The 15,068-nt window shown below is 70.9% G+C and carries 13 protein-coding genes; 11 read left to right on the forward strand and 2 right to left on the reverse strand.

Annotated features, from left to right (window positions below; translation table 11 throughout):
• The first annotated feature begins 101 nt into the window (after nt 1–101).
• From AC0QTQ_RS06680 to murD, 4 genes are all read left to right on the forward strand, one after another.
• Nucleotides 102–1,589, forward strand: coding sequence for a UDP-N-acetylmuramoyl-L-alanyl-D-glutamate--2,6-diaminopimelate ligase (locus AC0QTQ_RS06680; RefSeq protein ID WP_480258812.1), 1,488 nt, complete (start codon nt 102–104; stop codon nt 1,587–1,589).
• A gap of 1 nt (nt 1,590) precedes the next feature.
• A complete protein-coding gene (locus AC0QTQ_RS06685) occupies nt 1,591–3,042 on the forward strand; it encodes a UDP-N-acetylmuramoyl-tripeptide--D-alanyl-D-alanine ligase (protein WP_480258813.1) in 1,452 nt (483 codons plus the stop codon).
• On the forward strand, nt 3,042–4,124 hold the full coding sequence (gene mraY, locus AC0QTQ_RS06690) for a phospho-N-acetylmuramoyl-pentapeptide-transferase (RefSeq protein ID WP_113900080.1): 1,083 nt from the start codon (nt 3,042–3,044) through the stop codon (nt 4,122–4,124). Before AC0QTQ_RS06685 ends, mraY begins: the two co-directional genes overlap by 1 nt.
• A 272-nt stretch (nt 4,125–4,396) precedes the next feature.
• Complete coding sequence (murD, locus tag AC0QTQ_RS06695; RefSeq protein WP_480258814.1) at nt 4,397–5,797, forward strand: UDP-N-acetylmuramoyl-L-alanine--D-glutamate ligase; 1,401 nt, start codon at nt 4,397–4,399, stop codon at nt 5,795–5,797.
• A 4-nt stretch (nt 5,798–5,801) separates the two neighbouring features.
• Here the strand turns inward: murD and chrA are convergent, their stop codons facing one another.
• A complete protein-coding gene (chrA, locus tag AC0QTQ_RS06700) occupies nt 5,802–6,899 on the reverse strand; it encodes a chromate efflux transporter (RefSeq protein WP_480258815.1) in 1,098 nt (365 codons plus the stop codon).
• Complete coding sequence (locus AC0QTQ_RS06705; protein ID WP_480258816.1) at nt 6,896–7,825, reverse strand: L-lactate dehydrogenase; 930 nt, start codon at nt 7,823–7,825, stop codon at nt 6,896–6,898. Before AC0QTQ_RS06705 ends, chrA begins: the two co-directional genes overlap by 4 nt.
• Before the next feature lie 190 nt (nt 7,826–8,015).
• Here AC0QTQ_RS06705 and ftsW point away from each other — a divergent pair, with 190 nt between their 5' ends.
• The 7 genes from ftsW (at nt 8,016) to murB (ending at nt 15,009) form a co-directional block, all read left to right on the forward strand.
• The gene (gene ftsW, locus AC0QTQ_RS06710) at nt 8,016–9,179 is read left to right on the forward strand and encodes a putative lipid II flippase FtsW (RefSeq protein WP_480258817.1); all 1,164 of its coding nucleotides are present in this window, start codon (nt 8,016–8,018) and stop codon (nt 9,177–9,179) included.
• Between the two features lie 11 nt (nt 9,180–9,190).
• A complete protein-coding gene (locus tag AC0QTQ_RS06715; protein ID WP_480258818.1) occupies nt 9,191–10,294 on the forward strand; it encodes a UDP-N-acetylglucosamine--N-acetylmuramyl-(pentapeptide) pyrophosphoryl-undecaprenol N-acetylglucosamine transferase in 1,104 nt (367 codons plus the stop codon).
• Nucleotides 10,291–11,712: a UDP-N-acetylmuramate--L-alanine ligase gene (gene murC / locus AC0QTQ_RS06720; RefSeq protein ID WP_121533936.1), complete on the forward strand. Its 1,422-nt coding sequence runs from the start codon at nt 10,291–10,293 to the stop codon at nt 11,710–11,712. Before AC0QTQ_RS06715 ends, murC begins: the two co-directional genes overlap by 4 nt.
• A gap of 1 nt (nt 11,713) precedes the next feature.
• Nucleotides 11,714–12,898 (forward strand): APC family permease, encoded by a 1,185-nt coding sequence (locus tag AC0QTQ_RS06725; RefSeq protein ID WP_480258819.1) that lies wholly within the window; start codon nt 11,714–11,716, stop codon nt 12,896–12,898.
• Nucleotides 12,895–13,149: a DUF2484 family protein gene (locus tag AC0QTQ_RS06730; RefSeq protein WP_480258820.1), complete on the forward strand. Its 255-nt coding sequence runs from the start codon at nt 12,895–12,897 to the stop codon at nt 13,147–13,149. Before AC0QTQ_RS06725 ends, AC0QTQ_RS06730 begins: the two co-directional genes overlap by 4 nt.
• A gap of 62 nt (nt 13,150–13,211) precedes the next feature.
• Nucleotides 13,212–14,039 carry a transglutaminase family protein gene (locus tag AC0QTQ_RS06735; RefSeq protein WP_480258821.1) on the forward strand — a complete coding sequence of 276 codons (828 nt, stop codon included), beginning with the start codon at nt 13,212–13,214 and terminating at the stop codon, nt 14,037–14,039.
• A 43-nt stretch (nt 14,040–14,082) separates the two neighbouring features.
• Nucleotides 14,083–15,009 carry a UDP-N-acetylmuramate dehydrogenase gene (gene murB, locus AC0QTQ_RS06740; RefSeq protein WP_480258822.1) on the forward strand — a complete coding sequence of 309 codons (927 nt, stop codon included), beginning with the start codon at nt 14,083–14,085 and terminating at the stop codon, nt 15,007–15,009.
• Nucleotides 15,010–15,068 lie beyond the last annotated feature (59 nt).

The raw sequence follows: 15,068 nt of genomic DNA on the forward strand, positions 1-15,068 counted from the left end.
CCGCCCGCGTCCGCCCTTTTCCGCTTGGCCGGGAAAGGGCGCGTTGACGCTTCGCGGCACTCTCCGGTAAATGGGCAGGCAATTTTGAAGGGGCACAAGATATGGGCGAAGCAGTCACGAAAGCCCTGAGCGATCTCGGTCTGACCGCCCGGCACGGCGAGGATGTCGCCGTCACCGGCCTGTCCGTCGACAGCCGTCAGGTCAGGCCCGGCCATCTCTTCGCGGCGCTGCCCGGGGTGAAGGCGCATGGCGCGACCTTCCTGCCCGCGGCGCTCGAACGCGGGGCGGTGGCGGTGCTGACCGACCGCGCCGGCGAAGAGATCGCCCGGCCGCTGCTCGCCGGCAGCCCGGTCGCGCTGGTGGTGGTCGAGGATCCGCGCCAGAGCCTTGCCTATGCCGCCGCGCTGTGGTTCGGCGCGCAGCCCGCGACGGTGGTCGCGGTGACCGGCACCAACGGCAAGACCTCGGTCGCCACCTTCACCCGGCAGATCTGGCAGGCGCTCGGCCTCGAGGCGGCGAATATCGGCACCACCGGCGTCGAGGGCAGCTTCACCGCGCCCTCCGCCCATACCACGCCCGAGCCGATCACCCTGCACCGGCTGCTGGCCGAGATGGCCGAGGCCGGCGTCACCCATGCGGCGATGGAGGCCTCCTCGCACGGGCTCGCGCAGCGCCGCCTCGATGGCGTGCAGCTGTCCGCCGCAGCCTTCACCAACTTCACCCAGGATCACCTCGACTATCACGCCACCTTCGAGGAGTATTTCGCCGCGAAGGCCGGGCTCTTCACCCGGGTGCTGCCCGAGGATGGCGTCGCGGTGGTCAATACCGACGACCCCAAGGGGCTGGAACTCTTCGATTTTGCCGTGGCACGCGGGCAGAAGGTGATCCGCGTCGGCCATGACGCGGGCTGCGAGATGCGCCTTGGCGGGCAGCGCTTCGACGCCGCGGGGCAGGACGTGCGCTTCATCTGGGAGGACGAGCCGCAGATGGTGCGCCTGCCGCTGATTGGCGGGTTCCAGGCGATGAACGTGCTCACCGCCGCGGCGCTGGCCATCGCCTGCGGGGCGGAACCGGCCGAGGTCTTTGCCGTGCTGCCGAAGCTGACGACCGTGCGCGGGCGGATGCAGCTTGCCGCGACGCGCACCAACGGCGCCACGGTCTTCGTCGATTACGCCCATACCCCCGACGCGGTCGAGACCGCGCTGAAGGCGCTGCGCCCGCATGTGCTGGGCCGGCTGGTGGCGATCGTCGGGGCGGGCGGCGATCGTGACCGCACGAAACGGCCGCTGATGGGCCGCGCCGCCACCGCCTTCGCCGATCATGTCATCGTCACCGACGACAACCCCCGCACCGAGGACCCGGCCACGATCCGCGCCGCGGTGATGGAGGGCGCGGGGCCCGAGGCGCAGGAGGTGGGTGACCGCGCCGAGGCGATCCTGCGCGGCGTCGATGCGCTCGGCCCGGGCGATGCGCTGCTCATCATGGGCAAGGGGCACGAGCGGGGCCAGGTGATCGGCACCGACATCTTCCCCTTCGACGATGCCGAACAGGCCTCGATTGCCGTCGCGGCGCTGGATGGAAAGATCTGACATGGCCGTTCTGTGGACCTCTGCCGATGCCGCCGCCGCGACGGACGGGCGCGCGACGCGCCCCTTCGCCGTCACCGGCCTCTCGATCGACACCCGCACGATCCGCCCGGGCGAGCTGTTCGTGGCGCTGAAGGATGTGCGCGACGGCCATGACTTCGTGCGCGACGCGCTCGCCCGCGGCGCCGCCGCGGCGCTGGTCAGCCGGATCCCGGACGGCTGCAGCGACAGCGATCCGCTGCTTTTGGTCGAGGATGTGCTCACCGCTCTCGAGGCGCTTGGCCGCGCCGGGCGTGCCCGCACCCGGGCGCGGGTGATCGCGGTCACCGGATCCGTCGGCAAGACCTCGTCGAAGGAGATGCTGCGCGCCGTGCTGAGCGCGCAGGGCAGGGTGCACGCCGCCGAGGCCAGCTTCAACAACCACTGGGGCGTGCCGATCACGCTTGCCCGGATGCCGGCCGACGCCGATTTCGCGGTGATCGAGATCGGCATGAACCACCCCGGCGAGATCGCGCCGCTTGCCCGCATGACGCGCCCGCATGCGGCGATGATCACCACCGTCGCCCCGGCCCATCTCGAGGCCTTCGAGTCGGTCGAGGGCATCGCCGATGAAAAGGCGACGATCTTCGAGGGGCTGGAACCTGGCGGCACGGCGGTCGTGCCGACCGGGCTGCCGGTGACGCCGATCCTGCTCGCGGCGGCGCAGGCCCATGCCGCGCAGATCGTCACCTTCGGCCCCGCCGCGGGCTCGGACTATCGCCTGCTCTCGGCCCGCATCGCGGGCGACGCGACGATCGTGCAGGCCGAGGCCAAGGGGCATCCGCTGCTCTTCAAGGTGATGACCCCGGGCGCGCATTTCGCCGCGAACGCGCTTGGCGTGCTGGCGCTGGCCGAGGCCGTGGGCGCCGACCCTGCCGTTGCCGCGCTCGACCTTGGCACCTGGAGCCCGCCTGCCGGGCGTGGCACCCGCGAGCGGGTCTATCTCGACATCACCGACGAGGCGCAGAGCTTCGACCTGTTCGACGATGCCTTCAACGCCAACCCCGCCTCGATGGCGGCGGCGCTTGACGTGCTGGCCGCGACCGCGCCGCGCGATGGCATCGGCCGGGTGTCGCGCGGGCGCCGGGTGGCGATCCTCGGCGACATGCTCGAGCTTGGCCCCGACGAGCTGAAGCTGCACGCCGCCATCGCCCGGCTGCCGGCGATGGAGGCGGTCGACATCGTGCATTGTGCCGGCGTGCGGATGCGTGCGCTGTGGCAGGCGCTGCCGCAGGCGAAGCGCGGCGAATGGTTCGAGACCGCGACGGCCTTGGCCGAACGCGCCCGGCATCTCGTCGACGCGGGCGACGTGGTGCTGGTGAAGGGCTCGAAGGGCTCGAAGGTCAGCCTCGTCGTCGGGGCACTGAAGAAACTCGGCCAGCCCGGTGCGGCCGAGGCGTTCAAGGGAAAAGAATAATGCTGTATTGGCTTGCCCACCTGTCGAGCGGGGGCGATCTGTTCAACCTGTTTCGCTACATCACCTTCCGGGCGGGTGGCGCGTTCTTCACCGCGCTGATCTTCGGCTTCCTCTTCGGCCGGCCGCTGATCGACATGCTGCGTCGCAAGCAGGGCAAGGGCCAGCCGATCCGCACCGACGGGCCGGCGACGCATTTCGCCAAGGCCGGCACGCCGACGATGGGGGGGCTGCTGATCCTCTCGGCGCTGCTCGTCTCGACGCTGCTCTGGGCGCGGCTCGACAACGGCTATATCTGGATCACCCTCGGCGTGACCTATGGCTATGCGCTGATCGGTTTCGCCGATGATTACGCCAAGGTGACGAAGCAGAACGTCAAGGGCGTCAGCTCGCGCACCCGGATGATCCTCGGGCTGCTGCTCGCGGCCGTCGCCGGTGCCGCTGCCGCCTGGATGCACCCGCCCGAGCTGACCAATCAGCTTGCCCTGCCGGTGTTCAAGGATGCGCTGATCAACCTCGGCCTGTTCTTCGTGCCGTTCTCGATGCTGGTCATCGTCGGCGCGGCGAATGCGGTCAACCTGACCGACGGGCTCGACGGGCTCGCGATCATGCCGGTGATGATTGCCGCGGGCACGCTCGGCGCCATCGCCTATGTCGTCGGCCGCGCCGACTTCACCCAGTATCTCGGCGTGCATTTCGTGCCCGGCACCGGCGAGATCCTGGTCTTCACCGCGGCGCTGATCGGCGGCGGTCTGGGCTTCCTGTGGTACAACGCCCCGCCGGCTGCGGTGTTCATGGGCGACACCGGTTCGCTTGCCCTTGGCGGCGCGCTTGGCGCCATCGCGGTCTGCACCAAGCACGAGCTGGTGCTCGCCATCGTCGGCGGCCTCTTCGTGGTCGAGGCGATGTCGGTGATCATCCAGGTCGCCTATTTCAAGCGCACCGGCAAGCGGGTGTTCCTGATGGCGCCGATCCACCACCATTTCGAGAAGAAGGGCTGGGGCGAGGCGCAGATCGTCATCCGCTTCTGGATCATCTCGCTCATCCTGGCGCTGATCGGCCTTGCCACGCTGAAGATCCGCTGAACGCGCTTGCCTTCGCAAACCGCTTCCCGCCTGCCGCACCATGCGGCAGGCGGTGCCGTTTTCGCCCGCCGCGCTCCCCCGCCGACGGAGGGGCTGCGGCGCCGGGGCAGGGGGGGCGCTGCCCCCCTCTTTGCCCTGCAGGCAAATTCACCCCCCGAGGTATTTTTGCCAAGATGAATGCAGGGGAAGGGCCTTCCCCTTTCGCCTTGCTTCAAATACCTCACGGGGGTGCGGGGGTGTGAAACCCCCGCGTCCGACGCGAGGAAAAGCAGATGATTCCGGTTCAGGGATACGAGGGGCACAAGGTCGCGGTTCTGGGGCTCGGGCGCTCCGGTCTGGCCACGGCGGCGGCGCTGAAGGCGGGGGGCGCGGTGCCGGTCCTGTGGGACGACAGCCCCGAGGCGCGCGCGAAGGCCGAGGAGGCGGGCTGGGCCTGCACCGATCTGGGCCGCGAGGGCGCCTTCGAGGGGATCTCGGCGCTGATCACCTCGCCCGGCATTCCGCATCTCTATCCGAAGATGAACCCGGTGATCGCGAAGGCGATGGCCGAGGGGATCCCGGTCGACAATGACATCGGGCTGTTCTTCCGGTCCTGGGCGACCTCCGACTGGGACAGTTTCGACGTGACGCCGCGCACGGTCTGCGTGACCGGCTCGAACGGCAAGTCGACGACCACGGCGCTGATCCACCACATCCTGGCCCATGCCGGCCGGCCGACGCAGATGGCGGGCAACATCGGGCGCGGCGTGCTCGACATCGAGCCGGCGATCGACGGCGAGGTGGTGGTGCTCGAGCTCTCGAGCTATCAGACCGATCTCGCCCGCGCGCTGACCCCCGATATCGCGGTCTTCACCAATCTCTCGCCCGACCATCTCGACCGCCACGCCGGCTATGGCGGCTATTTCGCGGCGAAGCGGCGGTTGTTTGCCGAGGGCGGGCCGGATCGTGCGGTGATCGGGGTGGACGAGCCCGAGGGGGTCTATCTGGCCAATCAGATGGCCAGCTCGCGCGAGGATGACCGGGTGATCCGGGTCTCCTCGGCGCAGAAGCTCGGCGCCTTCGGCTGGTCGGTCTTTGCCCGCAAGGGGTTCCTGGCCGAGTGGCGCAAGGGCCGTCAGGTCGCCTCGATCGACCTGCGCGAGGTGACCGGCCTGCCCGGCGCGCACAACCACCAGAACGCCTGCGCGGCCTATGCCGCCTGCCGGTCGCTCGGTCTGGCGCCGCGGGTGATCGAGGAGGCCTTCCACAGTTTCGCCGGCCTGCCGCACCGCTCGCAGACCGTCGCGGAAAAGCGCGGCGTGCGCTATGTGAACGACAGCAAGGCCACCAATGTCGACAGCGCGGCGAAGGCGCTCGAGGCCTTCCCGAACATCCGCTGGATCGCGGGCGGGCTGGGCAAGGAGGGCGGTGTCGCCTCGCTGCGGCCGCTTCTGGGCGCGGTGAAGAAGGCCTATTTCATCGGCCATTCGGCGCGCGACTTCGCGCTGGAGCTGGCGCCGCTCGAGCACGAGATCTGCGAGACGATGGAGGCGGCGGTGGCGCGTGCGGCGGCCGAGGCGGAGCCGGGCGATACCGTGCTGCTGGCCCCCGCCGCGGCGAGCTTCGACCAGTACAAGAGCTTCGAGAAGCGGGGCGAGCATTTCGCCGCGCTGGTCGCAGCGCTGCCGGACTGAACCGCTAGAGCAGCGCCGCGCCCAGCCCCGCCCCCAGGCCGACAAGGGTCACGGGCGGCAGCCGGGTGCCGAAGGCGAGCGCCAGCAGCAGCGCGGCAATGCCTGCCGCGCGGCCGTCGTGCAGCCCGGCGGGCAGGATCTGGGTGAGGAAGGCCGCGGCAAGCACGCCCACCACCGCGGCATTCACCGCCGCCACCGCGCCGCGCGCCCGCCCGCTCGCGCCGATCCGCGACCAGAGCGGCAGGACGAAGGCATAAAGCGCGAAGCCCGGGGCGAAGATTGCCGCCGTGGCGATCAGCGCGCCGCCGATCCCGCCCGTCGCCGCGCCGAGATAGGCGGCGAAGGAGCACAGCGGGCCGGGCATTGCCTGCGCCAGGCCATATCCGGCGAGGAAGGTCTCGGCCCCGACGTCGGGCAGCGCCTCGCGCAGGAGCGGCAGCACCACATGGCCACCGCCGAAGACCAGCGCACCGGCGCCGAGATAGGGGCGGGCGAAGGGCAGGGCGGCCAGCAGCAGGCAGGCGAGTGCCAGCGCCGGACCAAGGGCGCGGCCGCGTTCGGCCAGCGGCGCCGGGGCGGTGGCGGGCAGCGGCCGGGTGGCGCCGATCGCGGCGGCCAGCGCGATCACCCCGATCTGCAGGGCCGAAGCGGGCAGGGCGAGCAGCGCGGCGCAGGCGACAAGCGCCAGCAGCCGGCGCGCGGTGTCGGGGCAGAGGTTGCGCGCCATGCCCCACAGCGCCTGCGCGACCACCGCGAGGGCGACAAGCTTGAGCCCGGCGATGGCGCCCGCCGCCGCACCGCCCGGCAGCACCTGCGCCGACAGCCCGGCGAGCGTCATCAGCAGCGCCGAGGGCAGGGTGAAGCCGAGGAACGCCGCCAGCGCGCCGGCCACCCCGCCGCGGTGCAGCCCGATCGCGAAGCCGAGCTGCGACGAGGCCGGCCCCGGCAGGAACTGCGCGATCGCCAGCCGCTCGGCGAATTCGGCCTCGCTCAGCCAGCCACGGCGCAGCACGAATTCGGTGCGGAAATAGCCGATATGCGCGGTCGGGCCGCCGAAACTGGTCACGCCAAGGCGCAGGAAGGCGCCGAAGATCTGGTTCACCACAGCCCCTGCGTGCTCTCCTTCAGCACCTCGGCCGAGGCGCGCAGCGCCGCGGTCTCGGTCTCGCTCATCTCGGGCATCAGCGTCGCGCTGACGCCCTTGCGGCCGACGACGCGCGGCAGGCTCAGCGCGATGTCGGGCACGCCCTCGATCTCGGGCGCCACGACCGAGACCGACAGCACCGCGCCCTGATCGTCGCGGATCGCCTGCACGATGCGCGCAAGCCCGGCGCCGATGCCATACCAGGTGGCGCCCTTGCCCTCGATGATGCGGTACGCGGCGCGGCGCACGCCGGCGTCGATGGTGGCGCGGACCTCCTCGGTGATCGGCGCGCCGAGCTGGGCGCCGAAGCGGGCGACGGGTTCGGTGCCGGCCCGCGCCGAGGACCAGGCCAGCACCTCGCTGTCGCCATGCTCGCCCAGCACATAGGCATGCACCGATTGCGGCGCGATGCCGAGATGCGCGCCAAGGAGGCTGCGGAAGCGCGCGGTGTCGAGGATGGTGCCCGAGCCGATCACCCGCTCGGGCGGCAGGCCCGAGGCGCGCAGCGCGACCTGGGTCATGATGTCTACCGGGTTCGAGGCGACAAGCAGCATCGCCCCCGGGGCGGCCGCGCGCACGCCGCCGATGACGCTCGCGAAGACATCGGCATTGCGGCTGAGCAGGCTGAGCCGGCTTTCGCCCGGCTTCTGCGCGACGCCCGCGGCGAGGATCACCACCTCTGCGCCCTCGAGCGCGTCATACTCGCCCGCGCTCAGCCGGCAGGGGTGGGCGAAGGGCACGGCATGGCTGATGTCCTCGGCCTGGGCGCGGGCAAGCGCCGTGTTGCGGTCGACGAAGACCACTTCGCTCGCCCCGCCGCGCAGGGCCAGAGCCGACCCGGCGGCCGAGCCGACCATTCCCGCGCCCACGATCCCGACCTTCATCGCCGCCTCCATGCGTTTGTTCGCGCTATCATGGCACAGTGCGGCGGCGCGGCAAAGACCGGGCGGCGGGGCGTTGCCAAGCCTGCGCGTTCGGGCCACGTTCCCCTAGGCAGCCGCGTGGCGATGCGCTAGACTCGCCGTCAGACCCGGGAAAAACGGGCGTGTTCGAGGCAGTGACGGCGGTAGATCCATGACAGATATGGTGTTTGGCACCGTGCCCGTTCGGGCAGGTGAGCCTGTTCTTCCCCGCTGGTGGCGGACGATCGACAAATGGGCGCTGTCCGCGATCCTGATGCTGTTCGGCGTCGGCATGCTGCTTGGCCTTGCGGCCTCGGTGCCGCTGGCGGAAAAGAACGGCCTCGAACCCTTCTACTATGTCAAGCGTCAGGCCCTCTTCGGCTCGCTCGGCATCATCGCGATGCTGCTCATTTCGATGCTCAGCCCGACCCAGGTGCGGCGCATCGGGGTGATCGGCTTCCTCGGCGCCTTCCTTGCGCTGCTGGCGCTGCCGGTGATCGGCACCGATTTCGGCAAGGGCGCGGTGCGCTGGATCTCGTTCGGCTTCGCCTCGGTGCAGCCCTCCGAGTTCCTCAAGCCCGGCTTCGTCGTCATCGCCGCCTGGTTCATGGCCGCGGCGCATGAGGTCGCGGGGCCGCCCGGCCGGCTCTACTCCTTCCTGCTCACCGTGTTCATCGTGGTGCTGCTGGCGCTGCAGCCCGACTTCGGGCAGGCCTCGCTGGTCCTCTTCAGCTGGATGGTGATGTATTTCATCGCCGGCGCGCCGATCTTCCTGCTCACCGTCATTGCCGGGCTGACCGCCGCGGGCGGGCTTTTCGCCTATAACATGTCCGAGCACTTCGCCCGTCGTATCAACGGCTTCCTCAGCACCGAGATCGACCCGCGCACGCAGATCGGCTATGCCACGAACGCGATCCAGGAGGGCGGCTTCTTCGGCGTCGGCGTCGGCGAGGGCACGGTGAAATGGTCGCTGCCCGATGCGCACACCGACTTCATCATCGCCGTCGCGGCCGAGGAATACGGCCTGATCCTGGTGATGATCATCATCGCGCTTTACGCCATCGTCGTCGTGCGCTCGCTTCTGCGGCTGATGCGCGAGCGCGATCCCTTCACCCGGCTCGCGGGCTCGGGGCTTGCCTGCGCCTTCGGCGTGCAGGCGCTGATCAACATGGGCGTGGCGGTGCGGCTGCTGCCGGCGAAGGGGATGACGCTGCCCTTCGTCAGCTATGGCGGTTCGTCGGTCATCGCCTCGGGCATCGCGCTTGGCTTCCTCCTGGCGCTGACCCGCACCCGGCCGCAGGGCGAGATCTCCGACATCCTCGCCCGCCGCAAGTGAAGGAGGCCGCGATGGCCGCTCCGAAAGCCCCGCTTCTGCTGATCGCCGCGGGCGGCACCGGTGGGCACATGTTCCCCGCGCAGGCACTGGCCGAGGCGATGGTGCGCCGCGGCTGGCGGGTCAAGCTGTCGACCGACGCGCGCGGCGCGCGCTATACCGGCGGTTTCCCGCATGTCGTCCATGTCGAGGAGGTGGCCTCGGCCACCTTCGCGCGCGGCGGCGCGCTGGCGAAGCTTGGTGTGCCGTTCCGCATCCTTGGCGGCATCTTCACCGCGATCCGCCATGACCTGGCCGACCGCCCCGCCGCGGTGGTGGGCTTTGGCGGCTATCCGACGATCCCCGCGCTCGGCGCCGCGTGGCTGTTGCGCGTGCCGCGCGCGATCCACGAGCAGAACGGCGTGATGGGGCGGGTGAACCGGATCTTTGCGCGCCATGTCGACGCCTTCGCCTGCGGCACCTGGCCCACCGACCTGCCACCGGGCGTGGCGGGCGTGCACACCGGCAACCCGGTGCGCAGCGCGATCATCGAGCGTGCCTCGGCCCCTTATACCCCGCCGGGCGAGGGGGCGCTGTCGGTGCTGGTGATCGGCGGCTCGCAAGGGGCGCGGGTGCTCTCCGATGTCGTGCCCGCCGCCCTCGCCGCCCTTCCGGCGCCGCTGCGCGCCCGGCTACGCGTCGCCCATCAGGCCCGCCCCGAGGACATGGAGCGCGTGACCGCCGCCTATGCCGCGGCCGGCATCGCGGCCGAGGTCGAACCCTTCTTCAAGGACGTGCCGCGCCGGCTGGCCGAGTGCCAGCTTGTGATCTCGCGCTCGGGCGCCTCCTCGGTCGCCGACATCTCGGTGATCGGCCGCCCCGCGATCCTGATCCCCTATGCCGCCGCCACCGGCGATCACCAGACGGCGAATGCCCGCGGCCTGACCGAGGCGGGCGCCGCGATCCTCGTGCCCGAGGCGCAGGCCACCGCCGAGAGCATCTCGGCCCAGGTCGCGCTGGTTCTGGACAATCCCGAGGGTGCGGTGCAGATGGCGCAGGCCGCGCTCGGATACGGCATCCCCGATGCCACCGGGCGGCTGGTCGAAATCGTCGAGAAACTTGCAGGACAACCGAAATGAGCGCTGCCACGAAACTTCCCGGGGAACTGGGCCCGATCCACTTCATCGGCATCGGCGGCATCGGCATGTCGGGCATCGCCGAGGTGCTGATCACGCTCGGCTACAAGGTGCAGGGCTCGGACGCCAAGGCCTCGAAGATCACCGACCGGCTGGTCGAGCTGGGCGCGACCTTCCACGAGGGCCAGCGCGCCGAGAACATCACCGACGACGTCGCGGTGGTGGTGATCTCCTCGGCGATCAAGAAGGGCAACCCCGAACTGGAGGAGGCGCGCCGGCGCAAGCTGCCGGTGGTGCGCCGCGCCGAGATGCTGGCCGAGCTGATGCGGCTGAAGTCGAACATCGCGATCGCCGGCACCCATGGCAAGACCACGACGACGACGATGGTGGCGACGCTGCTCGACAAGGGCGGCTTCGATCCGACGGTCATCAACGGCGGCATCATCCACGCCTATGGCTCGAACGCGCGGGCGGGCGAGGGCGAGTGGATGGTGGTCGAGGCCGATGAATCGGACGGCTCGTTCAACCGGCTGCCGGCGACCATCGCGATCGTCACCAACATCGACCCCGAGCACATGGAGCACTGGGGCACGATCGAGAACCTGCGGCAGGGGTTCTACGACTTCGTCACCAACATCCCGTTCTACGGCATGGCGGTGTGCTGCACCGACCATCCCGAGGTCCAGGCCCTTGTCGGTCGCGTCACCGACCGCCGCGTCACCACCTTCGGCTTCAACGCCCAGGCCGATGTGCGCGCGGTCAACCTCAGCTTCTCGGAAGGCCGGGCGCATTTCGACGTTCTGCTGCAAAACGAGGGCCCCGAGGCGAAGATCGAGGGCTGCTCGCTGCCGATGCCGGGCAACCACAACGTCTCGAACAGCCTTGCAGCGATCGCCGTGGCGCGTCACCTCGGCATGAAGAAGGACGAGATCCGCGCCGCGCTCGCGCAGTTCGGCGGCGTCAACCGGCGCTTCACCAAGGTCGGCGAGGTGCTGGGCGGCGTCACCATCATCGACGATTACGGCCACCACCCGGTCGAGATCGCGGCGGTGCTGAAGGCGGCGCGGCAATATGTGTCGGGCACGCCGGGCGCGCGGGTGATCGCGGCGCATCAGCCGCACCGCTACTCGCGCCTGCACAACCTATTCGACGATTTCTGCACCTGCTTCAACGAGGCCGATGTGGTGGCGATCGCCGATGTCTATGCGGCGGGCGAGGACCCGATCCCGGGCGCCACCCGCGACGACCTCGTCGCCGGGCTGATCCGTCATGGCCACCGCCACGCCCGCGCGCTTTTCCACGAGGAAGACCTGGCGCGGCTGGTGAAGGAGCAGGCGCGGCCCGGCGACATCGTCGTCTGCCTCGGCGCCGGCACGATCTCGGCCTGGGCGAACAACCTGCCCAACATCCTCGGCGCCTGAGATGGCGCAGGGCGAGGAGCTGAAGCGTCGCCTCGGCCCCGTCCTGCTGACCGCCTATGGCGTGGGTGTCATGGTCGGCGCCGGCATCTATGTGCTGGTCGGCGCCGTTGCCGGACACGCGGGCGGCTGGACGCCGCTTGCCTTCGTGCTGGCGGGCCTCATTGCCGCGCCCTCCGCACTCTCCTATGCCGAGCTCTCCACCCGTCTGCCCGAGGCCGCGGGCGAGGTCGCCTATGTCGAGGCGGGGCTTGCCTCGCGCGCGCTTGGCGTTCTGGTCGGGCTTGCCATCGTGCTCTCGGGGGTGATCTCGGCCGCGGCGGTGCTGCGCGGCGGGGTCGGCTATCTGACGCTGCTGCTGCCGCTGCCCTCGCCGCCGCTGATCCTGGCGCTTGGTCTGCTGCTGACGGCGATCGCGCTCTGGGGGGTGCTGGAGTCGATCGGTTTCGCCGCGATCCTGACGGTGATCGAGGTCACCGGGCTTTTGCTGGTGATCTGGGCCGGGGCCAGCGTGCCCGCCGCGCCCGCGCTGGCGACCGCCGTGCCCTGGTCGGGGATCGCCGCAGGCGCCGCGCTCGCCTTCTTCGCCTTCATCGGCTTCGAGGACATCGTGAACATGGCCGAGGAGGTGCGTGACCCGACCCGCACCCTGCCGCGCGCGATCCTGGCGGCCCTTGCGATCACCACGCTCCTCTATGTTGCGGTCTCGGCCGCCGCGGTCCATGCCGTGGTGCCCGCCGATCTTGCCCTTTCGGAAAGCCCGCTCGCCGAGGTCTGGGCCCGGGCCTCGGCGCCGCAGGCGCTGTTGCCGGCGATTGCGGTCGCTGCCGCGCTGAACGGGGTGCTGGCGCAGATCGTGATGGCGGCGCGGGTGCTTTACGGCCTTGGCCGGCGGTTGCCGGCGCTCGGCGTCTTTCGCCACATCCACCCGCGGCTTGGCACGCCGGTGGCGGCGACGCTCTTGGCGGGCGGGCTGATGCTGGTCGCGGCGCTCGCGCTGCCGGTCGCGGCGCTGGCGCAGCTCACCACCACCGTGCTGCTGAACGTCTTCGTGCTGGTGAACCTCGCGCTGATCGGGCTGAAGCGGCGCGCGCCCGCGGCGCCGTTCCGGGTGCCGATGGCGGTGCCGGTCTTCGGCGCGCTGGCCTCGGGCGCGGCGCTTGCCGCCTCGTTCGCGGGGCTGGCATGAGCGCCGCGCTGATTGCCGCCTGCCTCTGGGCGCTGATCGCCACGCTGATCGGCCTCGCGCCGCGCCGCTTTCACTGGCCGGGCGGTATCGCGCTGATCGTCACCGGCCTGCCGCTTCTGGTCTGGGTCTTCGTGAGTGACGGACCGGTGCCCGGCGTGCTGCTGCTTGCCGCGCAGGCCTCGGTGCTGCGCTGGCCGCTGCGCTTCCTCGCCCGCCGACTGCTCCGCATCGGACGCAAGGCCGGGGGCTGAGCGCGACACTGGTGCGCGCAGGCCTTGCGGCCTATCCTGCCCGCGCAAGGCAGGAGGCCCCGATGCGCTTCACCGTCCACCATCTCACCCGCTACGGCTATTCCGCACCGGTCCGGCTCGGCCCGCAGCGTCTGCGCCTGATGCCGCGTGCCGAGGGCGTGACGCTGCATTCGGCCGAGATCGCGGTGACGCCGGGGCCGGTCGGCCGGAGCGACGGCATCGACGCCTGGGGCAACCCGGTGACCGAGCTGACCTTCGGCGCCGAGACCGAGGCGCTGGTGGTCGAGAGCCGCTTCACCCTCGACACCCATGCGCCCGCGCCGCTGGCCGAGGCGCTGCCGGCGCTGCCCTGGCCCGTGGCGGCGCCCTCGGCCTTCCTGCCGGCCGAGCCGATTGCTCCCGAGGTCGCGGCCTTCGCCGCCAGCCTTGCCGCCGCCACCCGCGGCCGGGCCGGGGATTTCCTGGCCGCGCTGAACGAGACGCTGTTCACCCGCACCGACCGCCACATCCGCCCGAACGGCGATGCCCAGAGCCCGGCCGAGACGCTGGCGACGGCGAAGGGCGCCTGCCGGGATCTGGCGGTGCTGTTCATCGCCGCGGCGCGGGCGCAGGGGATCCCGGCGCGCTTCGTCTCGGGCTATCAGGCGCGGGCCGAAAGCGTGGATGGCCGGCGCCATCTGCATGCCTGGCCCGAGGTTTGGCTGCCGGGGCAGGGCTGGCGCGGCTATGACCCGACGCACGGGCTGCCGGTGACGGACGGGCATGTCGCGCTGTGCGTGGCGCCGGGGCAGGCGGGCACGCTTCCGCTCGAGGGCGGGTTCTGGGGGCCGCCGGTCACGACCACGCTCGACTACGAGGTGGTGATCGACGCCATCGACAGGGCCGGCTGACTGGCCCCTTGCCCGGCTGCCGGCGCCGGGCTAAGCGAGGGCCATGGACAGCATCGCCTATACCCCGCGCGGCACGCTCAGCCGCAATCGCCCGCTCGCCGATCTCACCTGGCTGCGCGTCGGCGGCCCGGCCGACTGGTTCTTCCAGCCCGCCGATGCCGACGACCTCGCGGCCTTCCTGGCTGCGCTGCCGGCCGGGGTGGCGGTCTTCCCGATGGGCGTGGGCTCGAACCTGATCGTGCGCGACGGCGGCATCCGGGCGGTGGTGATCCGGCTTGGCCGCGGCTTCAACGCGATCGAGGTCATGGCGGGCGAGGGCCGGGTGCGGGCGGGCGCCGCGGCGCTGGATGCCCATGTCGCGCGGCGCGCGGCCGAGGCGGGGCTCGACCTGACCTTCCTGCGCACCATCCCGGGCTCGATCGGCGGCGCGGTGCGGATGAACGCGGGCTGCTATGGCAGCTATACCGCCGACCACCTGATCGAGGTCGAGGCGGTGCTGCGCACCGGCGAGCGCGTGGTGATCCCCGCGGCCGATCTGCATCTGGCCTATCGCTCGAGCACGCTGCCCGAGGGCGCGGTGCTGGTCGGCGCCACCTTCCGCGCCGAACGGGGCGAGCCCGCGGCGCTCGAGGCGCGGATGACCGATCAGATCGCGAAACGCGACGCCAGCCAGCCGACGAAAGAGCGCTCGGCCGGCTCGACCTTCCGCAACCCGGCGGGGTTCTCCTCGACCGGGCGGGCCGATGACGTGCACGATCTGAAGGCCTGGAAGGTGATCGACGAGGCCGGCATGCGCGGCGCGCGGCGCGGGGGCGCGCAGATGAGCGAGATGCACTCGAACTTCCTGATCAATACCGGCGGTGCCACGGCACAAGATCTAGAGGGTCTGGGCGAGGACGTGCGCAAAAAGGTTTTGCAGACGCAGGGAATTTCGCTAGAGTGGGAAATCATGCGCGTCGGCGAATATTGATCCGCGGCGCGCGGTCGTAGCGACAATTATTCCACGGGGGCGAAACCCCGGGAGAGGCG

The sequence above is a fragment of the Paenirhodobacter sp. YD-8 genome, from assembly GCF_056590935.1.